Origin of the sequence: Curtanaerobium respiraculi, from assembly GCF_024609215.1 — a bacterium.
GTDB lineage: Bacteria > Actinomycetota > Coriobacteriia > Coriobacteriales > Eggerthellaceae > Curtanaerobium > Curtanaerobium respiraculi.
The window spans coordinates 46,965-68,793 of record NZ_JANIPD030000001.1 but is presented as its reverse complement, the minus strand read 5'-3'; the positions used below and the strand labels follow the sequence as shown (position 1 = coordinate 68,793).

The following is a 21,829-nucleotide window of genomic DNA, read 5'->3' as shown; positions in this document are numbered from 1 at the left end:
ATGTATTCGGAAATCACCCCCAAGCACCGCGAGCTGATCGATGAGATGAGATCCTTCGGCGAGAAGCACTTTTCGTTCGAGAACATCTCGCGATGGAAGAAGGACGCCGGCCTTCCCGACGAGGTTGTCAAGGACTTCGTCAACCTCGACTTCAAGGGGTTCAATGTCGTGCATCGCGATGAAAACGGTACATACGACCTGTTCGCGCAGGTACTTGTCATCGAGGAACTCGCCCGGGCTGCCGGAGCGACGCTCCCGTTTGCGAACGATTTGCTGAACTTGCAGATCATGGGCGAGTTTGCCGATTCCGACCGATTCGACATGGTGCGCGATCGCTACTTTTCAGACGGCCGGTTGGTGTTCGCCCTGGCAACTACGGAACCCGAAGGTGGCTCCGACACCATGCAGATGAAGACCTCGGTTAGAACCGAGGGGGGCAAGCTGGTGCTCACCGGGCGGAAGACCTTCGTGAATAATGGAGAGTTCACCCCTTATATATTGGTCGCTGCGATCGATGCAGATGCAGAGATCAAAAAGTATCCGCCACTGTCGATGTGGCTGCTTCCACACGACCTGCCCGGAATCGGGGTGTACCCCATCAAGAAGGCAGGGCAGTCGATGCTCCCGTTTTCCGACATCGTGTTCGATAACGTGGAGGTCGACGAGCGGTATCGCCTTCCGGGTTCCGAAGCGGGTTTCCCGCAGCTGTTCCGCTGGTTCGAAACGGGGCGCATCTTCACCTGCGCGACGGCGCTAGGTTTGGCGCAGGCCGCAGTGGAGGATGCCGTCCGCTACGCGTCCGAGCGCAAGGCGTTCGGATCCGCGATCTTCGATTTCCAGATCATCCAGCAGATGATCGTCGACATGGAGATTGACCTTTCCACCATGAAGGACAGCGTGTACCGCACGGCGATTGAGGTGGGGACGCGGGGACACACGAAGGAGTCGCGCCTGTCCGTCGCGCTGATGAAGCGCCTCGTACCCGCGCGCGCTACCAAGGTGGCTTCCGATGCACTCCAAATCTTCGGCGGTCGGGGGTACACCAACGAGGAGCGCGTGTCCTCGATTTGGCGCGATTGCCGTGGCTTCCAGATCGCTGAGGGAACCGATCAGATCATGGTGCGGATCGCTGCCCCGCTCATCAAAGAAAGGTACGGATACTGACGGGATCCGTTGCTTCTCTCCGTGAACGGTGCGCTTAGAAAAAGCGCATCATGGGGGGTTTCGCTGCTTGAACCATGTGTTCTGAAGCAGAATCAATCATTTCGAAATCACAAGGAAGGGGAATCTATGGCTTTTTTGAAGCGTGCGCCGGGAGGCGTGCAGCCGTGTATCCCTATCGGCCTTTTGCGAATCAGGCTCCCGTTCATTCACTTCAAGATGTCGCCGCCCGAGATGGTGACGGGCATCATGAACGCCTGCACGTCGTACGGCATGCTCGCCGTGCTCGTGTCCACGTTGGGACTCGATCCTGAGACGGCGTGGGCGCTCGTCGTGTTCGAGACGCTGCTGTATTTTTGCAACTGGTTGTTGGGCGAGCCTTCCATCTGCGGTTGGATTACCCCGGCTGCAGTCATCGTGATCGCGTTCCTTGAAAGTTTCGACCCGGGCATCGCCCGTATTCAGGCGTTGATAGCCGTCCAGTTGGAGTTGGCGGTGCTCTTCCTATTCCTCGGATTCAGCGGACTGTCGAAGAAACTCAACGTTATGGTTCCCGCCGGCGTCAAGGCCGGTATCGTGTTGGGCGCCGGCGTCGGGGCCATCTATGCGCGCCTGAAGGAGGGTGGCCCTCTAGACGATGCGGTGTGGGCCTGCATTGCCGGTCTTGCCGTCGTGTTTGGCCTGATGTTCAGCGAGCGCATCCGCAAGCACATGGATTCGAACAAGATGCTCCGCATACTGGGCAATTACAGTTTTCTCTGGGCCGTGATTGCGCTCATCGTGGTCGGCGGCGTCACCGGGGAGTTCAAATACAATTTCTCGGGGCAGATCATCAAAGTCCCTGATTTCGGCAATATGTTCATGCAGGTTTCGCCGTTCTTCATTGGCTTCCCGGATCTTGCTACTTGGGTGAAGGCGGTTCCCATTGCCGCAATCGCCTGGATCATCGCCTACGGCGATTTCATCACTGTGCAGCAATTGGGCCTGCAGGCGCTGCGCGAAGACGAGTACATCGAATTCGATTCCAACCGCACGAACGCTATCTGTGGCATCCGCAATCTGCTGCTGGGCCTGTTTGCGCCATACCCGGCGCTTGCCGGACCATTAAGCGCTCCTTACTGCGTAGCGACCTACCAGCGTTACAAGCAGGATGGACGCCAGGGTATGGATTCCATCTACGACGGTTCCGGCACGAACATCATCTTCACCGGCATCGGCATGTTCATTTACCCCGTGTATGAAGCTGCTGCTGCGGCCTCGGGCGCCATCCTCGTCGTCGTGTTGTGCATCCAGGGCTTCGTGTGCGCGCAAATCTTCCATGATCTATGCCGCGATAAGACCGATCAAGGCGTTGCCGGCATGATTGCCGGATTCATTTTGGCGCGCGGTGGCGGCGTAGGTCTGATAGCGGGCAGCGTCCTGTACCTGCTCATCGCCGATAACGATAAGATTCGCGAGGACTTGCGCCTTAACAAGGAAGAACAACGCAAGGAAGATGAGGAATCCGCTCGGCTGCTTGCCGAGTTCATCAAACTCAGAGATCAGCACAAAGAGGCACTGGAAAACGGACAACCGTAACGATTCCAATCCATCGTATTAATCGGGCGGGATGCGGCGGCGCCGCATCCCGCCCTTTTCAGGGTTGCGGGATTTCGGTTGTGGCGTTCTGGTGTTGTGTCCGATGGCTTTTTCGCACGATATCGAAATTCAATAGATTGCCCGAAAACCCCTGATAAAGGAAATACATGGGTTCAATTGGAGCGTATTACACTTAAAGTGCAGCGTGAATCGTATCGCGCGGTTTTTCGAGCGCGGAGGAAATCGCATGATTACCGATCTTCGAATCGACGAAAACCGTAAAAGGCTCTATTACGAAAAGGGCTATTGGCAATCTCAAACCCTGAACGATATCTGGAACGGGCAATCCCGCACATTCGCGGACCGCATCTACGTGAAGGATGACGGGGACAATACGCTGACCTATGCGGAGGTCGATGAGCAAGCGTCCCGAGTCGCATCGTGGCTCGCAAACTGCGGGGTTGAAAATGGCGATATCGTGACACTCCAGGTGCCGAAATGGGTGGAGTTTGCGGTTGCTGGCATCGCTTGCGTGAAAATCGGTGCCGTTGTCCATTCTCTCGATGCGCGCCTCTCTGGCGATGCCCTGTTCGAACTGCTTGAACGTGTTCGTCCGGCTGCCTTCATCGCACCCACGTTGTTCAAGGACATGCGCTTCGACGAGCGCAGTCCGCTGCTGCGCGAGCGCATCGATTCGCTGAAGGCCATCGGCCTGATCGATCGAGACTTCAAGCAATCGTTCGAAGGCGCTGACCTGCTCTCCGACATCCTCGGCACCTTCGAACCGTACCGGGGCGGATGCCCGTCCCGTTCCGACGATGTCGCCTGCATATTAGCGACCTCGGGTTCCACGGGCACGCCGAAGATGGTCATGCACACCCATAACAACATCCTGTTCTCCGAGCGGGTATACCTTTCCGTGCTCGATCTCGACCAAGATGACCGCATGTGGATGCCCTCGCCGCTCAACCACGCGACGGGGCTGTACCATGGTTTGGTTGCTGCGACGCTTCTAGGAAGCAGCGTCGCTCTCCAGCAGGATTACACTCCCGCTTCGGCACTCGATTTCATTCGGGAGAACGTTTGCACTTGGTCGCATGGTGCCACGCCGTTCATCTTCGACGTGCTCAAGTTGCTGGAGGAGACAAACTCCCCCAACCTTCCTATGAAACTATATCTCTGCGGTGGTGCGCCGGTACCGCAGACGCTGATCGAGCGCGCGCATCGGCATGGCGTGCTGCTGTGCGAATCGTACGGCTCCACCGAGAGCTGCCCTCATATCATCGTTCCGCCGAAAAAATGCTTGGAGTGGAACGGCCATTGGTCGGGCATTCCTTATGAGGGAATCGAGGTGAGGGTGGTCGACCAGTATCACCGCCCGGTCGCCCCCGGCGTGCAGGGCGAGGAGGCGTCGCGCGGGCCGCACCAGTTTGTGGGCTATTTGAACGAGCCCGAGCGTACGGATGCCGCCCTCGATGCGGACGGATGGTTTTACAGCGGGGATTTATGCGTAGCTGACGAGCAGGGGCGCATACGCATCACCGGCCGAATCAAAGACATCATCATCCGCGGTGGGGAGAACATTTCAACCAATGAGGTGGATGCGAATCTCATCGGCTGTCCGGGAATCGGCGCCCATGCGACGATCGGCATGCCCGACGAGCGCCTGGGGGACCGTATTTGCACCTTCGTTGTGCCTCAGGGAGCGGGGCCGACATTGGACGATGTGAAAGCGTTCCTGCGGTCGAAGAAAGTTGCGAAGCGCGTATGGCCCGAGCGCATAGAGTTCATCGACGCGATACCGTACACTCCGACGGGCAAAGTCAAGAAATGGGTTTTGACGGAGGAGTTGAAGCGCCGCATGGGGGAGAAGGAGAACGAGAAGTGAAGAACACGGAATTTAGCGTCACGCGCTCGCATGCCACGACGAAGCCACGCGTTTCGCGCGAGGATCTGCCGTTCTACCATCCGCATCTGGGCAGCGTGGCGCTCGGCCTTGCAGGATCGGGGCCGTCACGACTCGGCGGGGAGATTCGTACGCCGACTGCAGAACCTGCCTACCTTGATTTTTTCAGCGAAAACGAGGAGGAGAAGGAGTCGGCGGTCTCGTTCGTGGCGCTGGAAGACCTTCCCGAATGCGTTTCGGTTGACTATAAGTTCGTGGGCAGTTTCAATAACAATGCGCTGAAGGTGTCCTGGGATATCCGCAGCGACGAGTACGCCATCGATTGGGTTGCGGTCAAGACCTTCACAGGCATCCAGGTGAAGTATGTCATTCCCAAGAAGCACTCGCCGCTCGTTTTTGCCTTTGCGGACGAGGATGCCTTCGCCTATTGCGACAAAGACCCGTGCATCGAATGCAAGTTCCGCTGCAAAGCGGGGATGGTGGCCTACATCGCTGTCCGCAACTTGGGAATCGTGCGTATGCCGCTGGAGCGCATGGCAACCCCGATTCCCACGTCTTCGGTTGGAATATAGGCCCTGAACAGGCATTTCCCGATACCCATTGGTTATCGGAATGGATCGTCGGGAAAATGGCGATCGGTATCAATTGGAAAATAGTAGTAAGCCATTACAAAATAGTACCCATGAGAGCTATCAAGCTCGATGAAAGAATCGCGGGACACACTAGGAGGATATATGAATCCCAACGCGAAAATTTCCGATGAGCAGTTCGAGGCGTATCTGAAGCAGATCCGCGAGCTTGCCGAAGGCCCGTTTGATGAGATGCAGAAGGAAATCGAGGTCACGAATACGTTCCCTCAGGAGTTCTACGAGCTTGCAAAGAAGAACGATCTGTACCGCTACTACCTACCTTCCCAGTACGGCGGATGGGATCTCTCCGAGCTGGAAATCCTGCGAGTCCAGGAAGAGTTCTCCCGCGGTCCTGGCGGAATGCGCATGCATCTCCATCATGCCGCTGACCTGAATTGGCGCATCCTTGATGACTACGGCACCAAGGAGCTGAAGGACAAGCTCATGGACAAGTTCCAGGACAAGTCCGTCTACATCAACTTCGCCTTGACCGAGCAGACCGGTGGCACGGGTGCTGACATCCACACCACCGCCATCAAGCAGGCCGACGGCACCTACCTGCTGAACGGTGAGAAGTGGCTCATCAGCCACACCGACTGCTCCGACTACACCTATGTCATCGCCGTGACCGACGAGACCAAGGAAAAGGATGACCGTCTGTCCGCCTTCGTCGTACCCAATGACGCTCCCGGTTTCGAAATCGTTCCGATGTCCCACATGATGGGCTGCCGGGGCGCCGGCCATGCGGGCCTGAAGTTCACCAACGTCAAGCTCGATCCCAAGTACCTGCTTGGCAAAGAGGGCCAAGGCATGGAAATTGCCATCCACTCCTTGTCCGTTTCCCGCGTGCACATCGCATGCTCCAACCTCGGCATGGCTCAGCGCATGCTCGAGATGTCGCTCAAGCGCGCTAACGACCGCATCACCTTCGGCAAGCCGATCGCTTCCCGCCAGATGATCAAGCAGAAGATCGCCGAGATGCAGAAGATGATCCATGTCCTCCGCACCGCCATCTACGACTTCGCTCGCGATTACGACATCAACCCCACCAACGAATACGTCACCGAGAAGGCCGCCATCTGCAAGCTGTTCTCCATCGATACCGTGAAGCTGGTTTCCGACGAGATGCTCGAGATTTTCGGTGGCGACGGTTACTTCGAGGATTCCCCCTACGGCCCGACCGAGCGCCTGTATCGCGACTGCCGTGCCATGTGGCTTGAAGAAGGCGCTCCCTGCGTGCAGCGCATCACTATCGCTCGTCAGTGCCAGAATTTCCAGGGCGAGATCAAGTACAACTTCTAATCACGACATTGGGAGTTTACTCTAGAATGGAATAATCGGGAGAGGGTTGGCGGTTTCGTCGGCCCTCTTTTTCAAAGGGATGGTTTTTCAGCTGTCCGGAAGATTCGATAGGAGACGATATGAGCAAGCCGCTTGATGGTATCAAAGTTATCGACCTGACCACGTTCTTGGCTACTCCCACGACGGGCCGTGTGCTGGGCGAATGGGGTGCCGACATTATCAAAATCGAAGCTGCCAAGGGCGATCCTGGCCGTGTGAACCAGGCTGTTGTGTTCGGTATGCCCGCGTCCGATGACGAGAACCTCGGCTTCGACATGGCGAATATGCACAAGCGTTTCATAAGTTTGAACCTGAAGTCCGAGAAGGGCCTTGAGGTCATGCACAAGCTGCTGGTCGACGCTGACGTGTTCATCACCAACATGCGCACGAAGTCGCTGGCGAAGATGGGTCTCGATTGGGAGAGCATTCACGCCAAGTACCCCCGCCTGGTCATGGGTCACGGCCTAGGTTACGGCAAGAAGGGCCCTGAAAAGGACAACGCCGGCTTCGATGTTACCTGCTACATGGGTCGCGGTGGCGTGTTCGGCACCACGGTGAACAAGGGCGACGCCCCGATGATCCCGACGAACGGCTATGGTGACTTCCAGGCTTCCATGTTTCTGGCCTCCGGCATCTTGGCTGCCCTCATTGGTCGTGAGAAGACCGGCCAGGGTGATTACGTGACCTGCGCACTCGAGCATGCTGCCATCTACGCGCTGTCCACGGGCATGGTTTCCGCCCAGTACGGCAACGAGTACCCCAAGAGTCGCCGCGAGGTCAACAACCCGCTGAACAACGTGTTCCGCTCCAAGGACGAGAAGTGGGTTGTGCTGTGCCTTCCCGAATACGATCGCGACTGGCCGAAGGTCATGCATCTCATCCATCGCGACGAGCTGGCCGACCATCCGGACTACTCCGTGTGCGAGACGGTGAACGCTAAGGGTCTCGCAGGTGAGGTGACAGATATTCTGGATGCCGGCTTCGCGCAGTTCACGCGTGACGAGCTGCTTGACATGTTTGGCAAGAACGACATGCCTTGCGAGCCCGCGCAGACTCCGACCGACGTGTACGAGGATCAGAACGCGCTGATCAATGAGTATATCAAGCAGGTACCCTATCCCAAGGGCGGCCGTTGGTGCCCGACCGTGCCCGTGCAATTCGAACTGAACGAGACCTCTGAGCTCGAGCCGACCGATATGATGGGCTCTGCCACCGAAGCCGTTATGATTGAGCTGGGCTACAGCAAGGAAGAGATCGAAGCTGCCATGGCAGACGGCTCCGTTTCCGGACCTGTCAAGCTGGCGACCCTTCAGGGCAAATAAGTTCCTGATTGATAACGCTTCAGACATGCGGTGCGTGGGCGATTTCATCCGCGCACCGCGCTTTCGTTTGGGGCATTGCTCCTTTGGCTTTCCTTACATAATTTCTATTCTGCACCCTCTTTCCCCGTCATTTTTTATTACCTGACGGGGAAAGAGGGTGCAATAAGGCAATCGATTCGTATCTGATTCATAACAGAAAAGCTATAATTAACTCTGATTAATATGTTCCAACATAACTTGTGAGATATTTTGATCGGAAAACCAAGCAAGGCACGGCGAGGGAGGTCCCTTGAATATCTCTCAGCTTCAGTACTTCTGCAAATTGGCGGAGCTTCAACACTACACGAAAGCGGCCGAACAGCTGTACATCACCCAGCCGACTTTATCCAATTCCATTGCCAGGCTGGAAAAAGAGCTTGGTGTGCCGCTGTTTGAGAAAAGCGGTAGGAACGTCCGCTTGACCAAATATGGCAAAGAGTTCAACAAGTACGCCATCAAAGCTCTTTCCGCCCTGCATGAGGGGAGCGACATCCTTAAGGAGCAGACGGGCCAGTTCAGCGGAACAGTTTCCGTCGGTACGATCTATACCATCGAAAACTGCTTCATATCGCTTCTCATCAGGGACTTCAGAGAGAAATACGGCTCCGGTCCCCGCATCGATCTGTATCAGGGCATGACGAACGATTTGATCAAAGGGCTTGAGGAAGACCGCTACGATGTGGCGTTCACCGCCTATGTGGAAGGCAAAGATCATCTTGCTTTCGTTCCTGTTCTCTACCAGGAACTCGTAGCCATCGTCTCGAAAGATAGCTTCCTGGCTGAGAAAAGGAAGCTATCGTTTTCCGATTTCGCCGGCCACTCAATCATCACATATCGAGAGGATACGCCGATCGGTAAGGAAGTGAAGGAGCTTCTTGAGGGGCGCAACGTCATTCCAACCGAGCGATGCGACGACGAGATCACGCTTGCATCGATTGTTTCTGCGAGCGATGATGCCATCGGCTTGAGTCTGGACACGATTGCCACCTCGCTTTTCGCGGACTTGACTGCGCTGCCCATCGAGGAGGTTCCGAAGAATTTCCATCCGGTGTATATGGTTTACAAAAAGGGAGTGTATCGGAGCCCGACGGTTGAGCATTTCATCGAACTCGCACCCACGGTTGATTTTTCCGCGGGTTGCCCCGATGATGATGATGTCCCGCTCGACTAGCTAAGGGATCAGGTTTTTCATATTACCCCGACGGGGAGGCTGCAGGCTTCCCCGCCGTGCATTGCCCAATGCGCCTTGGAATAGTTTTCAGCTATCACTGGATAACAAATTCAATCAATTCAACGATTTCATGACATTAAGTTCTATTGGCGCTCAACCGGGGCAACCCATATCATGCACTTAGGTTGGTATTCGATGCGCTTGTACGGCCCAAGTGCGGCGAATGCTAACCACGGGCTCGGTACGACTTGTGAAAAATCCAAACTATGAGGAGGAATGCCATGAGCGCAGTTCAGAGGGCAAAGAAATATATGTTTGCCATCGCCACCGTCTACATGTGCTATTTGACGCATGGCGTGCAAGCGATTATTTTCAGCCAAAACCAAGTCAACTTCTATACTCAGTGGGGCTATGCCGACGCCACCGCCGGTGCCGCCGCGGTCGCCCTGGCCATCACCTGGACGGGTGTTGGCAAATTCGTGAGCGTGTGGATCGGTGGCGAGATCTCCGACCGCATCGGCCGAAAGATTCCCGCCGTTCTGGGCGCTGTCCTGTACGTGATCTGCTTCGCCATCATGCTGGTCGCCACCGACGTGACCGTTGCATGCGTCGCCGGCTTCCTGTCCGGTGTCGCCACGTCCGGCTTCTGGGATGGCGCGCTTTACCCCGCCATCGCCGAGGCGAACCCGAAGTACGCCGCTTCTTCCACGATCGGCATCAAGGCGGTCATCTCCGTGTCCGGCATCTTCTACCCCCTGCTGGCCGCATGGAACGCCGGCGATTCCTGGCATATCAACATTATCATCCCGATCGTCCTGTCGGTCATCTGCGTCATCATGGCCGCCCTCACGCCCTTCGTCTACGATGACGAGCGCAAGCAGGGCGTCGAAGGCGACACGGAGGCCAAGAACGCCGCGGAAGCGGAAATCCAAGCCGCCAAGGACGCTATGCTGCGCAAGCCCAACGGCCTCGAGAACTTCATCACGCTGTTCTTCGGCTTCGTGATCATGTTCATCATGTACGGTGCCCAGCAGTACTCCAAGCAGTTCGGCATCACCAACCTCGGCCTTGATCCGGTTGCCGCCGCCGGCCTGACATCCATCTACACTGCCGGCTCCATCATCGCCGTCCTCTTCTGGGCCGTCATGATGGGCAAGCTCCGTTGGAGTCCGCTGAAGGTCATCCTGATCGACTCCATCCTGGCCTCCGTTGCCCTGGCCGTCGTCATCCTGGCGCTCCCGCTGGGCATCGGCGCCGGTGCCGTCTACTTCGGCATCGCCGTTCTCGGCTTCTCCGCTGCCGGGGGCATGCTGCAGACCGGCGTGACCCTGCGCCAGATGATCGTTCCCGGACCGCGCGGCCGCAACGTTGGAATGTACTACACGTTCATGGGTTTCGCCTCAGTGTTCCTGCCCTTCGTCGTCGGCTCCATGACCACCGCCGTCGGTCAGGCGAGCGCCGTCTGGATCATGATGATCCTCCTGCTCGTCGCTGCGCTTCTTTCCACCGTCATGTGCCTGTACCTGGTTTCCCAGTACAAGAAGCTCTTCGGCTACAGCGCCATGGAACCCATGAAGGACTAGCTGCTCAACCGTCGTATTACTGCCTGCTGGAAGGGGTGGCCGCTCAAAATCGGCCGCCCCTTCTTCTTTGAGGCTCGGCTCCGGCTCAAAGGGCGAAGATGTCTCTGGACGACAGCTTCATCAAGGGACATCAGGCACACGAAAGGGAATATTCGGAAGAGCGCTTACCTTCAAGGTGCGTTCTCTAAAGGAGTCCGGGTGTCGGCTTCCCCAACCTTCTGAATGGAATGCGAGAGGCGGCAGAGGCTGATAGATCGCTTCTTGCCCCGGAAACCGGTAGGCATTTCGCTCATTCAGGGTTGAGGTTAGATTTGTGATCTGCTTGGCTCGCAAGTCTGGTAGCCCTCCCTTAAGCGACCCTCCCTTAAGCGAGGTGGGGTGTGCGGCCGCTCTACGCAGGGTGTGCGCTTTTTCCGCGGGCATGGTGGCTCCTTATCAAGCATCGGGCGAGAATAAAGATTTGCAAGGCGTGTGCCCTGTCTGCGAGAGGTCAGTAAGCATACCGCCATGAGGCGGGGTGATAAGCGCTGGGCGTTCCGTCTGCTCCTGTTTGGAACTGGGGTGCGAATGAGGATGGAAAACGCGTCATCATGCTATGGATTCGGATCGAACGTGGACATGCGCGTGGTGCGAATGAGGATGGAAAACGCGCGCCACGCTACCGGCGAACGGCTTCCCGTACTATGATTCCCAATGGCATCGGATTCCCACCTGGTAAGGAGTTAACCCATGGCGTTCACCGATATGCTGAACATCTCGATCATTCGAGAGGGTAAAAACCGCGTCGTGGCGGAGATGCCCATCGTTCCCGAGCTTTTCCAGCCGCATGGGTTCCTGCACGGCGGGGCGACGCTTTCGCTGTTGGAGACTGCGGCGAGCCGGGGCGCGGAGCTGAACGCCGACCTTGGACGAGAGCTGCCGTTCGGCACGAGCGTGCAGGTAAAGCATCGGAAACCGGGTAAACGGGGGAGGCTGCGCGGAGTGGCCGAGCTGGTGTGCGATACGGAGTACGCTCCCGGCGCACGCGTGCAGCAGTGGAAGGTTGCCGCCTACGACGATGCGGGCGACATCGTTTCCGAAGGGACGCTCGAAACCAAGATCGTCTCCTTCGAATACTTCGAACGCAAGAACATGCGTCGTAAGAGCAGGGGGTAAGCTTCACATAATTGGCCGGGCTATCTTGCTTCTCCGCGCTCGCGGAGTTGCCCGTGTTGGGGGTAAGCTCCGAATAATTGGTCGGGCCGCCTATCCCCCGATTGCAATCGGGAGGGGCCAGTTCGGGGACTTTCCGGCTTTGACGGGACCTGAGGGCGCGATATGGGGGGATCCCGGGCCAACTTCGGGGGTTTCCAGCCTTTTCTCCAGCTGGCCCGACCCTGCGATTTTGCGCATGCCGAGCGGAAGCCCTTTTTACGCCTCGTTGACCTGGCCGAATGCCGGAATGGATGTTTCCCTGCGAGGGAGGGGGAGGGCACTTCAGCTTCCGAGAAGGCTGGAAACCCCCGAAGTTGGCCCATGGAGCGGCTTTTCCAGGCATCCAGGTCCGGAAAAGGTTGGAAACCCCCGAAGATGGCCCCCGACGAACTTCGGCTCGTAGAGGCTAATGTTCCGAATAGGTTGGAGATCCCCCTAAAGGGTTCCGGTTCCCGGAACGTCCTTCGTTGCGCGCCCTCGGCGGTTTCGTTGCGCGCCCTCGGCGGTCGGGCGCACGTCAGCCCGCCCTTTTTCCTCAGTGCACATCCCACGTTCACGGAATGGTTGTCATTATTCTTCCTCGAACCTATAGAGCCTGCATATTTTTCAGGAACGCAAGACGGAAGTTTTCTCACCATTTCACCAATCGGGACCGTACAGCCTTCGTTCGCCCATTCGGCTTTCGGCCAAGCCGGCACACGCATTTTGGGCAAACAGACGGAAAACATGGCTTCAAGTTCGAGAAAAGCCTACAACTTGCATTATTGGAGGACGTGGACTTTCAGAGCTGTTTTAGGGTATCTGAACTGGGGGTGCAGCGAAGTCCATCAACACGAAAGGGCCTATAACACCACTTTTGGCCTATAACCCGACGTTGCCGGGCATCCGGGCGATGAAAGCGAAAAAGCCACCCGAGGGTGGCTTTGCATTCTGGTGCGGGTGAAAGGACTTGAACCTTCATGGGGTTGCCCCCATACGGACCTGAACCGTACGCGTCTGCCAATTCCGCCACACCCGCATGATGCTTCGTTCGCCAAGGCGGATAGCCAAGGCGGACAGGCAAGAAGGAATAGTAACCGACAGCACTGCGGTTGGCAACCCGAAAAACTGCGATAGTATGGCTTCCGACAAATAAATCGCACGAAAGCCCCGCAGAGGAGGATGCGCCATGGAATCGACGGAGTTGATCCTCAATCGCTATCGTCCGCTCGGCGAGGCGGGGCGCGGCGGATTCGGCACGGTGCAGATCGCCTGGGATACGCGCATCCAGCGGCGTGTTGCGGTCAAATGCATGCCGCTCGGCGGCTTCCCATCCGAGGGCGCGCCTCCTTGGGTCGATCCCGTGGATTCCCAAGATTCTGCTTCTGCCGAGAGCGTGGAGGATCTTCTCCGGGCCGGCAACGCCGACATCCCCGGTTTGGAGGAGGCGCGCACCGCCGCCCTGCTCCAAGCGCCCAACATCGTGGGGGTTCTTGACTTCGAGGTGAAGGACTCCACAGCCTACCTGATCATGGAATATGTGGATGGCATCACGCTGGCGCAGCTCTTGCGCGACTGCGGCGATCGGGTGGACGCCGATATCGTCGCCGCGGTGTTCGATGGCGTTGCGAACGCTCTTGCCACCGCCCACGAGAACGCCGTGCTCCATCTGGACATCAAACCCGATAACATCCTCATCAACCATCAAGGCCTGGTGAAGGTAACCGATTTCGGGCTTTCGGAATTGTCGAGCGCCGCCGGGTTCGACAGCGCGGCCGGGGGGACGATCGGCTACATGCCGCCCGAGCAGATGGATCGCGGCGCCCTAGACGAACGGTGCGACGAATGGGCCTTGGCGAGCGTCGTCTACGAGATGATAGCGGGGGAGAACCCCTTCTGGGCGAAGGATATCCCCGCCGCCCAACGTGCGATAACCGATGCCGAATTGGTTCTGCCCCACCTGTGTATGCCCGACCTCGGCCCCGAGGTCGACGACGTGCTGTTCTACGCGCTCGATCCCGACCGCGACGAGCGGTACGAGAGCGTACGCGATTTCGCCGAAGTGCTCCTGCCGCTGTTGGGCGATGCGCGTTCCGGAACGAAGAAGCTCGCGCATACCGTGGCGCAGGCCATCGACGACGAGAGGGGCGAGGAGGAGCTCGCCGGGAGGGTGCCGCTTCTGGAGCGCCTGGGCCTGCGTGAGAAGCCTGCGTTCATGCGGGCTTGGAGCACCGTCGGGGCGGGGTTGCTCTCGTTCGCGAGCCTGCAGGCCGTCCCCCAGCTCGGGGGGCTGGGGGGCATCGCGTTCTGGGGGGCGCTTGCCCTCATCGTCCTTGCGGCGGCGCTCGTGCCCCATGTCGGCGCCGTGCTGGCGCTCGCTGCATTCTCCATCGCGTTGTTCGCAAGCGGGGCGGTCGTTCCGGGCGCATTGCTGCTGGCGGGCACATGCGCATGGTGGCTCTTCTCGGGCCGGCGCGGCATGCCGCACGCGAATACGGCGATGGCCCCGGTCGTTCTGGGGTGCCTTGGCATGGGGAATGCCGCCCCGCTGCTTGCCGGGTATTTCTTGCCCGTGCGCGACGCGCTCATCACCACAGGCATGACGGCGCTGCTCGCCCTTCTCTTGACGGCGGGCGGAGCGCAAGATATTTCCACATGGAATGCGGTGGGTTTCCAGTTGGAGCTGTCCACCGACTACAACGGGCATCTGCTCGCGATGCTCTCCCTGCCCCAAACCTACCTGTCCATTGCAGCGTGGCTCTCGGTCGCCGCCATCAGCGCAGTGTGCTGCACGCGCGGCACGCTCCCGATGGCGTTGCTGGGATGGGTTGCGAGCGCGCTTGTGATGGTGGCGATGCTCTTGGGGAATGCTTACCTGGCAGTTGGCGATTTCGCGCCCAGCACGATCGAAATCGGGCGGGTCGCCGTCCCTCTCGTCCTCAGTCTCGTTCTGATCTTCGTCGGCATTCCCGTGCGTGAAGACTAGGGAACCGCTGATATATTCCGCCAGCCCGGGGACGGCACGCTGGCGCCGGAGCGGCTCGATCCCCGTTCGCGCACGTCAGCGCGCCCGCTCGCCTTCCGCCGCCCCGGCGCTCAGCCCGCCGTCCCCGGCCAAGGCGGAATTAATCAACGCTTCCCCAGGGGTCGCGTGATCCCTGAGCATGCTAGGTTGGGGCTGCGTTTCGCCTACAGCAGACCGGCGATCTCGCCCAGCAGCGGCTCGAAGGATACGCCGCGGTTCTCGAAATCGGGTTGGTGGCTGGTCACCTTCATCGCATCGACCACGAAATCGCTTGCAAAGCGCGTCGCCTCCGCCAGATCGCGCCCGGCCATCACGGCGGCGAGCAGCGAGCTGGCGAACAGGTCGCCCGTGCCGTGCAGCATGTAGGGCAGCAGCTCGTTGGTGGTCATGGTGAAGGGCACGGATTCGCCTTCGATGTAGTTGTGGATCTGGCCGTCGCCATGGTCGATGCCCTTGAGCACTACGTTCTTGGCACCCTTCGCGCGCAGGCCATCGATCATCTCATGCACCTTCGCCTCGTCGATGTCGGCGCCCGGCCATTCGGTGCCCAGTATGATGCTGGCCTCCGTCAGATTGGGGGTCAGGATGTCGGCGTCGGCCGCCAACTCGCTCATAGCCTGGCACAGCTCCGGCGTGTACGTGGGATACACCTTGCCGTGATCCGCCATCACGGGATCCACAACGCGCAGCGCGTTCGGGTACGTCTCGTATACGCCGCGGATGATGGCAACCTGCTCCGGCGCGCCCAAGAAGCCGGAATAGACGGCGTCGATATCGACCCCGATGCCCTTCCACGCCTCCAGGTAATCGTGCAGGATGGGAGTGGTGTCGTGCATGTACCAGCCGGGGAAGGCGGTATGGCTGCTGAAAAGGCCGGTGGGCACCGGGCACACATCGCATCCGGCGGCGGAGAGCACGGGGATAGCAACGCCCAGCGAGCATTTGCCGTAGCCGCACAGATCATGGATCGCGGCGACGCGGGGAATATAGGCGCCTTGCCTCTCGTACAGTTTCGTAACCGTCATAGTTGCTCTCTTTCCTTTCCAATCGGATGCATGCGGCGCTCGATTGCGCTGCTACTTGGACGACCCTTCCTCTTCATCGTCATCGTCGTCGAAGAAGCTCCAGTCATCTTCCGTCTTTTCATGGTTCTTGTAAATGCGCCTCGTCCGGCGCTCCATGATCACGCAAGCGATGAGGCAGATCACAACGGTGAACGCGAACAGGATGCCGACGCCCGCGTATGATTCGAATAGGAAACCGTACAGTTCTGTCCAGTCCATGTGCGCCTCTCCGTGGTTTTCGATAGCGATGGTCGCGAAAGAGTATACTATCGCAACGCGCGAAAGGCGCGCGAAGTTATCCGAAGCAGGAGGAACCCATGCTTGATGCACGTTTCGTGAGAGAGAACCTGGACCTGGTCGAGACCGCGATGGAGAATCGCAGCTTCTCCTGGGATTCTCAGGCATTCTCTCGGCTGGACGAAGCGCGTCGCGCTGCCATCTCGCAGGAAGAGGCGCTTCAAGCGGAGCGGAATCAGCTGTCCGGCGAAATCGGCGGGTTGATGAAACAGGGCCTGAAGGACGAAGCCGCGCAGAAGCGAGAGCGCGTGGCGCAGATCAAGCAGCAGCTGGAAGACCTGGGCGAGACGCGCAAGCAAACCGAAGAGGACCTGCACCACCTGCTCATGGGCGTTCCCAACATCCCGCATATGAGCACGCCGGTGGGCAAGGACGAGAACGACAACCCCGAGGTGCGCCGGTGGGGGACCCCGCGCGAGTTCGACTTCGAATCCAAGGCCCATTGGGACCTGGGTCCCGCGCTTGGCATGCTCGACTTCGATCGTGCCGTGAAGCTTTCCGGCAGCCGCTTCGTGCTGCTGGGCGGCATGGGCGCCCGTTTGGAGCGTGCGCTCATCAACTTCATGGCGGATACTCACACGAGCCGAGGATTCAAGGAATGGTGGTGCCCCAGCCTGGTGAACCGCGAGACGATGACAGGCACGGGCCAGCTCCCCAAATTCGAAGAGGACCTGTTCAAGACGAAGGACGAGAGCCTGTACCTCATTCCCACGGCCGAGGTGCCCCTGACCAATATCCACGCGGGCGAGGTGCTGGACGGCAAGGACCTGCCGCTGCGCTACTGCGCCTTCACGAATTGCTTCCGCGAGGAGGCGGGCAGCGCGGGCCGCGACACGCGCGGACTCATCCGCTTGCATCAGTTCGATAAGGTGGAGATGGTGAAGTTCGCAAAGCCCGAGGAGGCCTACGACGAGCTGGAGAGCATGACCGCCGAGGCGGGCTACATCATGGAACAGCTGGGGCTCCCGTATCGCGTTATCACGCTATGCACGGGCGATCTGGGCTTCTCCGCCGCCAAGACGTACGATTTGGAAGTGTGGCTGCCCAGCTACAACGCCTACAAGGAGATCAGCTCCTGCAGCTGCTGCGGCGATTTCCAAGCGCGCCGGGCCAACATCAAATACCGCGATCCCGAGCATTTCAAGGGAAGCCGCTACGTGTACACGCTGAACGGCAGCGGCTTGGCGGTCGGCCGCACGATGGCGGCCATCATGGAGAACTACCAGAACGAGGATGGCAGCATCACCGTGCCGGAGGCGCTGGTGGGCTACATGGGCGGTGTCGAGCGCATTGAGCCCGAAAAATAGCTTGCCGGAAGCAGGTTCCGCCAAACAGCCGGCACCTGCCGCACCCACGGTGAAGGGTGATCGGGATGCATCCGGATCGACGGCGGTTCAGGGCGGGCGAACCGCACCGGAGGCGCCGTTGGCGAGCAGCGGGCAATCCGCGCCAGATTCGCGTGCCGGGGAGGGCGGGCCGCATCCGGGCGAGCCTCCCGCGGCGCAGGGACGGCAGCCTGCCGCCGCGAAGGGCAAGCGGCCCAGCTTGAGCGCGAAGGACAAGCAGCGGGCCGCCAAGGGCAAGGCGAAGGCAACCGCGAAGGCGGAGGCGAAGGCAGCCAGCTCCCCCGAGCCCGCCTCGAGGGCGGATGATGCCGGACGGGCTGCGGATGGCCAGGTAGCGCCACCTGGCCGGACTCCCCAAAAGGATGCTCCGGAGGCCTTTGCCTCGAATGCTCCCGCGCGAGCCGACGCCTACATCCCGCACGGCGACGCGCCTTCCCGGGATGCTACCCCGCGCATGCCCCATAGGGAGCGCACGCATGCGAAGACCGTTGCAGAGAAGCCGCGGAGAAGATGGTCGGGGAAGAGGATCGTCGCGATCGCCGTCGCGGCGGTGCTCGCAGCCGCCCTCATCGCCGGCCTGGTGTGCGCTTGGCTGATTTGGTGGCGCTACGATGATGCGGCGGATTTCCAGGGAACGTGGAGAAGCTCGGAGGGGGCTACCATCGTCATCGATGGGGAGAGCATGCACCTGACGGAGAGCGTGGCGTACGCGTATACGCTGGATACCCAGGGCAAGAGCATCGATTACTATTTCTCCCAGTCGAAGGGGCATGCCGGCTATCATTTCAGCGGAGATCGCAACACGCTGGTCATCGATGAGAACGGCCCAACCGACCTGCTCGTCGTGCTGGGGGCCAGGGAAGACCCTGCTCTGTCGGGGGACGTGCCATCGGGCGTGTCCGTGCTGACGCGCGTGCAATGATGGGGCTGGTTGAGCTCGAACGCGTGGTCGTCAAGCGCGACCGCTTGCTGGTGGAGGTGAGCGTTGCCCGCGGCGCCCAGCGCTACACCACGCCGGAGATCGCCGCCCGCGCATGCGCCATCCGGCCGCAGCTGCCCCATCACGCCTGCGTCAACGACCGGGGGCCCACGTTCGGCAGCGTCATGGCCCGCACGTCGATCCCCCATCTTCTCGAACATATCGTCATCGATCTCCAAACCGAGCGCAGCGCGCGCCCCGACGCGGTGTTCACCGGAACGACGCGATGGACGGACGAGGCGCACGGCCACGCCCGTGTGGAAGTGAGCTTCGAGTCCGACCTGGCCGCGTTGAGGGCGCTGCGCGATGCACTTGCCCTGGTGAACGGATTGGCGGGGTAGCGCAGGACGCCGCGGAATCGTTGCAGTCCTTTGCCGCGGGAGGGCAAGGGGCTCGGGCACATGGAGGTGGGGCCGCCGTCCGCGTGGAACGGCGAAGCACGGTGCGCTTCGCCCTCACGCCCTCTCCTCTTCCTCCTGTCCACTGGCGCATTGCGTGCATCGCCGCCGAAGCACGGGGAATGGGAACACGCTGTCCTCGGTCGCGTCCGAATGCGAATAACGATTTCCCAACGGCGCGCGCGTGCGCGGGCCGGGCGCGTATAATCTGTGGTCAACGAACGGAAAGGCCGTTCACCCAGGCAAACGGTACTGCCGCGCTGCGGCGGTGAAGGGGGCAACCATGGCAAACAAATTGGGATTCTTCCTAGCAGGCGGCGTTATCGGTGCAGCAGCGGCTCTTCTGTACGCACCGCGCACGGGCGCCGAAACCCGCGCGCTGGTGGCGGAAAAGGCGAATGAGGCGATGGGCCAGGCTCAGACGTATGCCGGCCAGGCGCAGCAGCGCGGTGCCCAGGTTTACAACGACTTCGCATCCAACGCGCAGACATACGCCGACCAGGCGGGCGCCCGCGCTAACGAAGTTGTCGGCCAGGCGCGCGATGCCGCTCAGGAGGCCTATGCCGCCGCGCAGGATCGCGTCGCCCGGATCCGCGATAACGCCGCCCCGCAGTACGCGGAATCCAACGAGGAGCTGCGTGAGAAGATCGAGGCCGCCCGCCAGCGTATCGCCGCCCAGGTTGCTGCCACGGCAGGCGAGCCCGCGGTAGCGGAGCCCGCCGAGGCGGAGGCGGAAGTCTCCGGCGCGCATGCCGCGCCCGCCGAAGAGGACGAGGCGGAATAGACCGTATCCATACGCGGCGCCCGCACCTCCCGGGGCCTTCCCGGCGAGGTCGGGCGCCGTTTTTATGCGGAGATCCCATGTCAGAAGCGAAGACATACAGTACCAAGGACCTCATCGGCACACGCGTCGTAGGGGGCAAGGACGGCACGAAGCGGATCGGCAAAGTGCGGCGATTCGTCTTCCATCCCACGGAGAAGCGCGTCGTCGGATTCATCGTGAAGCGCCCCGATGTGGCGCTGATGTTTCGACGGAAGGATCTGTTCGTCGCGTTGGACGGCTTCGATTGGGAGGATGGGCGCATCCGCCTCCCCGATGACGGGAAGGACGGCACCGGTGCGGCCGCGTGCAAGCGCCTGGGACTCGATTGGGATCGCTGCACCCTGTGGGAGGGCATGCCCATCCTCACCATGGGCGGCGAGGAATGCGGCTACGTGGGCGATGTCACCTTCCTTCGAGAAAGCGGAAAGATCGTCTCCTTCACGGTGGAGAAGGGGGCGATGAACAAGGCGCTTCTGGGCACTATGGATGTCCCAGCCTCCTTTGTGAAAGGGTTCCGGACGGGCATCGGGGGCGTGGAGCTCAACGTCGCCGTCGAATCCGGCGAGGGGGAGGGCGAGGCCCTCAGGGGGGCGATCCTCGTGTCGGACGACGTACTCGACCTCGCCGCCGAGGGCGGGCTTGCGCAGAAGGCGGGCGAAGGAGCTGCCCGCGCCCATGCCCACTACGAGCAGGCTAAGGCGCAGGCGAAGCCGAAGATGCACGAGGCCGCCAAGGCCACCGAAGAGGCCGTGAACAAAGGGTCGTTCATGTTGGGGCGCCAGATAGGCCGCAGCAAGGGCATGTTCAAGGCCTTCAAGGACGAATACGATAGAGCGGTTGCGGATGACGAACCTAAAAAACTCAGCAAATGACGCGGCATGCGAACGCGAGGAAACCCTTTCCCCGGATCCCGGGGGAAGCAAGCCGGCGCTCACCGTGTACGAAGTCGAAGATGAGACGGTGCGCGAGCGGGCGCACGAGCTTGCCGATGCCGAGGTGGCCGTCGGCTCGAAGCCGGTTCGTCGAGGCGACATTTTCAAGATCGTCGGATTGCTGGCTTTTTTGGTGCTCAGCGTGGTGGTGGTCATCGCGCTTTGGCCGTATTTCGGGAAAGTGTTCGAGCCGGGCGGCATCGACCGCCTGGTGGAGACCGTGCGCAATGCGGGTCCCTGGGGCGTCGGCATATTGCTGGGCCTCCAGCTGCTGCAGGTGATCGTCGCCTTCATCCCCGGCGAGGTCGTCCAAGTCGCCGCCGGCGTCATATACGGGCCATGGTGGGGCGCGGTCATCATCATCTTCGGCTGCTATATCTCCATGTGGATCATATACGAGCTCGTCCACCGCCTGGGAAGGCCGTTCGTCAACGATATGGTTTCCGCTAACTGGCTCGAGAGATTCGACAGCTTCGAGGCGTCCGGCAAGCTCGACACCACCGTGTTCATACTGTTCTTGATCCCCGGCATGCCCAAGGACGTGTTCAGTTATATCGTGCCGCTCACGGGCATGCCGCGCCGCAAGTACCTCATCCTCGCCAACATCGCTCGCATTCCCGGGGTGCTTGCCTCGACGTTCGCCGCAGCGGGCTTGATGGACGGCCATATCGGCACGACCATCGCGATTTTCGGCGTGTTGGGCGCGATTGCGATCGTCGCCATCATCTTCAAGGATAAGATCATCTCGCTCATCCATAAAGGCGACCGCTCGTGAACCCGTACCGTACCACGCGCAGCCATATCGTCGCAGGGGTCCTGGCACTGTTGCTGGGGACGATGGGCATGCACAAGTTTTACCTCGGGTACTTCAACACGGGGTTCGCCATGCTCGGCGTTTCCATCGTGGGAGGCCTGTTGAGCTTCGGCGTTGCCACGGCGGTCGTGGGGTTGATCGGTGCCATCGAGGGGATCATCTACCTCACCATGCCGCAGCCCGCTTTCGATGAAACATACGTCATCGGCAAAAAAGAATGGTTCTAAGGCGCTTCGGCCCGGTACACT

The 21,829-nt window shown here is 60.0% G+C and carries 20 protein-coding genes and 1 tRNA gene; 17 read left to right on the top strand and 4 right to left on the bottom strand.

The features are described 5' to 3' along the window. Entirely contained in the window at nt 1–1,164 is a 1,164-nt protein-coding gene (locus NOV21_RS00300) for an acyl-CoA dehydrogenase family protein (RefSeq protein WP_283169646.1), read from the top strand. A gap of 206 nt (nt 1,165–1,370) precedes the next feature. On the opposite strand, the gene NOV21_RS00295 is transcribed toward NOV21_RS00300, so the two are convergent. Then, nucleotides 1,371–1,523, bottom strand: a complete 153-nt coding sequence (locus NOV21_RS00295; protein ID WP_283169645.1) for a hypothetical protein — start codon at nt 1,521–1,523, stop codon at nt 1,371–1,373. Here NOV21_RS00295 and NOV21_RS00290 point away from each other — a divergent pair. The 8 genes from NOV21_RS00290 (at nt 1,495) to NOV21_RS00255 (ending at nt 11,885) form a co-directional block, all read left to right on the top strand. Then, nucleotides 1,495–2,739, top strand: a complete 1,245-nt coding sequence (locus NOV21_RS00290; RefSeq protein ID WP_283169644.1) for a hypothetical protein — start codon at nt 1,495–1,497, stop codon at nt 2,737–2,739. The two genes, NOV21_RS00295 and NOV21_RS00290, sit on opposite strands and share 29 nt — an antisense overlap. Before the next feature lie 247 nt (nt 2,740–2,986). Beyond that, nucleotides 2,987–4,627: an AMP-binding protein gene (locus tag NOV21_RS00285; RefSeq protein WP_283169643.1), complete on the top strand. Its 1,641-nt coding sequence runs from the start codon at nt 2,987–2,989 to the stop codon at nt 4,625–4,627. Continuing rightward, nucleotides 4,624–5,217 (top strand): hypothetical protein, encoded by a 594-nt coding sequence (locus tag NOV21_RS00280; RefSeq protein WP_283169642.1) that lies wholly within the window; start codon nt 4,624–4,626, stop codon nt 5,215–5,217. The genes NOV21_RS00285 and NOV21_RS00280 overlap by 4 nt, the downstream gene beginning before the upstream one ends. A gap of 162 nt (nt 5,218–5,379) precedes the next feature. Continuing rightward, a complete protein-coding gene (locus NOV21_RS00275; protein WP_283169641.1) occupies nt 5,380–6,576 on the top strand; it encodes an acyl-CoA dehydrogenase family protein in 1,197 nt (398 codons plus the stop codon). Between the two features lie 119 nt (nt 6,577–6,695). After that, a complete protein-coding gene (locus NOV21_RS00270) occupies nt 6,696–7,937 on the top strand; it encodes a CaiB/BaiF CoA transferase family protein (RefSeq protein WP_283169640.1) in 1,242 nt (413 codons plus the stop codon). Nucleotides 7,938–8,226: 289 nt separating this feature from the next. Beyond that, complete coding sequence (locus NOV21_RS00265) at nt 8,227–9,147, top strand: LysR family transcriptional regulator (protein ID WP_283169639.1); 921 nt, start codon at nt 8,227–8,229, stop codon at nt 9,145–9,147. A 281-nt stretch (nt 9,148–9,428) separates the two neighbouring features. Next, nucleotides 9,429–10,730, top strand: coding sequence for an MFS transporter (locus tag NOV21_RS00260; protein ID WP_283169638.1), 1,302 nt, complete (start codon nt 9,429–9,431; stop codon nt 10,728–10,730). Between the two features lie 729 nt (nt 10,731–11,459). After that, complete coding sequence (locus NOV21_RS00255) at nt 11,460–11,885, top strand: PaaI family thioesterase (protein WP_283169637.1); 426 nt, start codon at nt 11,460–11,462, stop codon at nt 11,883–11,885. 970 nt (nt 11,886–12,855) lie between these two features. Here NOV21_RS00255 and NOV21_RS00250 read toward each other — a convergent pair. Next, nucleotides 12,856–12,942 (bottom strand) — tRNA-Leu (locus NOV21_RS00250). A 150-nt stretch (nt 12,943–13,092) separates the two neighbouring features. Between NOV21_RS00250 and NOV21_RS00245 the strand changes: the two genes are divergently transcribed. Then, entirely contained in the window at nt 13,093–14,889 is a 1,797-nt protein-coding gene (locus NOV21_RS00245) for a serine/threonine-protein kinase (RefSeq protein ID WP_283169636.1), read from the top strand. A gap of 203 nt (nt 14,890–15,092) precedes the next feature. On the opposite strand, the gene NOV21_RS00240 is transcribed toward NOV21_RS00245, so the two are convergent. Then, on the bottom strand, nt 15,093–15,953 hold the full coding sequence (locus NOV21_RS00240) for a PfkB family carbohydrate kinase (protein ID WP_283169635.1): 861 nt from the start codon (nt 15,951–15,953) through the stop codon (nt 15,093–15,095). A gap of 51 nt (nt 15,954–16,004) precedes the next feature. Continuing rightward, entirely contained in the window at nt 16,005–16,211 is a 207-nt protein-coding gene (locus NOV21_RS00235) for a DUF6724 family protein (RefSeq protein ID WP_283169634.1), read from the bottom strand. Between the two features lie 98 nt (nt 16,212–16,309). Here NOV21_RS00235 and serS point away from each other — a divergent pair, with 98 nt between their 5' ends. The 7 genes from serS (at nt 16,310) to NOV21_RS00200 (ending at nt 21,808) form a co-directional block, all read left to right on the top strand. After that, nucleotides 16,310–17,596, top strand: a complete 1,287-nt coding sequence (gene serS / locus NOV21_RS00230; RefSeq protein WP_283169633.1) for a serine--tRNA ligase — start codon at nt 16,310–16,312, stop codon at nt 17,594–17,596. 118 nt (nt 17,597–17,714) lie between these two features. After that, nucleotides 17,715–18,557 (top strand): hypothetical protein, encoded by an 843-nt coding sequence (locus NOV21_RS00225; protein WP_283169632.1) that lies wholly within the window; start codon nt 17,715–17,717, stop codon nt 18,555–18,557. Next, complete coding sequence (locus tag NOV21_RS00220; protein ID WP_283169631.1) at nt 18,554–18,955, top strand: cyanophycin synthetase family protein; 402 nt, start codon at nt 18,554–18,556, stop codon at nt 18,953–18,955. Before NOV21_RS00225 ends, NOV21_RS00220 begins: the two co-directional genes overlap by 4 nt. 340 nt (nt 18,956–19,295) lie before the next feature. Then, nucleotides 19,296–19,796 (top strand): YtxH domain-containing protein, encoded by a 501-nt coding sequence (locus tag NOV21_RS00215; protein ID WP_283169630.1) that lies wholly within the window; start codon nt 19,296–19,298, stop codon nt 19,794–19,796. Between the two features lie 77 nt (nt 19,797–19,873). Further along, complete coding sequence (locus tag NOV21_RS00210; protein ID WP_283169629.1) at nt 19,874–20,707, top strand: PRC-barrel domain-containing protein; 834 nt, start codon at nt 19,874–19,876, stop codon at nt 20,705–20,707. Next, a complete protein-coding gene (locus NOV21_RS00205; protein WP_283169628.1) occupies nt 20,679–21,542 on the top strand; it encodes a TVP38/TMEM64 family protein in 864 nt (287 codons plus the stop codon). Before NOV21_RS00210 ends, NOV21_RS00205 begins: the two co-directional genes overlap by 29 nt. Beyond that, nucleotides 21,539–21,808: a TM2 domain-containing protein gene (locus NOV21_RS00200; protein WP_283169627.1), complete on the top strand. Its 270-nt coding sequence runs from the start codon at nt 21,539–21,541 to the stop codon at nt 21,806–21,808. Before NOV21_RS00205 ends, NOV21_RS00200 begins: the two co-directional genes overlap by 4 nt. Nucleotides 21,809–21,829 lie beyond the last annotated feature (21 nt).

Coding starts and splice junctions, on each gene's coding strand:
- NOV21_RS00300 (WP_283169646.1), top strand. CDS start 1: ATGTATTCGGAAATCACCCCCAAGCACCGCGAGCTGATCGATGAGATG.
- NOV21_RS00285 (WP_283169643.1), top strand. CDS start 2,987: ATGATTACCGATCTTCGAATCGACGAAAACCGTAAAAGGCTCTATTAC.
- NOV21_RS00275 (WP_283169641.1), top strand. CDS start 5,380: ATGAATCCCAACGCGAAAATTTCCGATGAGCAGTTCGAGGCGTATCTG.
- NOV21_RS00270 (WP_283169640.1), top strand. CDS start 6,696: ATGAGCAAGCCGCTTGATGGTATCAAAGTTATCGACCTGACCACGTTC.
- NOV21_RS00260 (WP_283169638.1), top strand. CDS start 9,429: ATGAGCGCAGTTCAGAGGGCAAAGAAATATATGTTTGCCATCGCCACC.
- NOV21_RS00255 (WP_283169637.1), top strand. CDS start 11,460: ATGGCGTTCACCGATATGCTGAACATCTCGATCATTCGAGAGGGTAAA.
- NOV21_RS00245 (WP_283169636.1), top strand. CDS start 13,093: ATGGAATCGACGGAGTTGATCCTCAATCGCTATCGTCCGCTCGGCGAG.
- NOV21_RS00240 (WP_283169635.1), bottom strand. CDS start 15,953: ATGACGGTTACGAAACTGTACGAGAGGCAAGGCGCCTATATTCCCCGC.
- NOV21_RS00235 (WP_283169634.1), bottom strand. CDS start 16,211: ATGGACTGGACAGAACTGTACGGTTTCCTATTCGAATCATACGCGGGC.
- serS (WP_283169633.1), top strand. CDS start 16,310: ATGCTTGATGCACGTTTCGTGAGAGAGAACCTGGACCTGGTCGAGACC.
- NOV21_RS00220 (WP_283169631.1), top strand. CDS start 18,554: ATGATGGGGCTGGTTGAGCTCGAACGCGTGGTCGTCAAGCGCGACCGC.
- NOV21_RS00215 (WP_283169630.1), top strand. CDS start 19,296: ATGGCAAACAAATTGGGATTCTTCCTAGCAGGCGGCGTTATCGGTGCA.
- NOV21_RS00210 (WP_283169629.1), top strand. CDS start 19,874: ATGTCAGAAGCGAAGACATACAGTACCAAGGACCTCATCGGCACACGC.
- NOV21_RS00205 (WP_283169628.1), top strand. CDS start 20,679: ATGACGAACCTAAAAAACTCAGCAAATGACGCGGCATGCGAACGCGAG.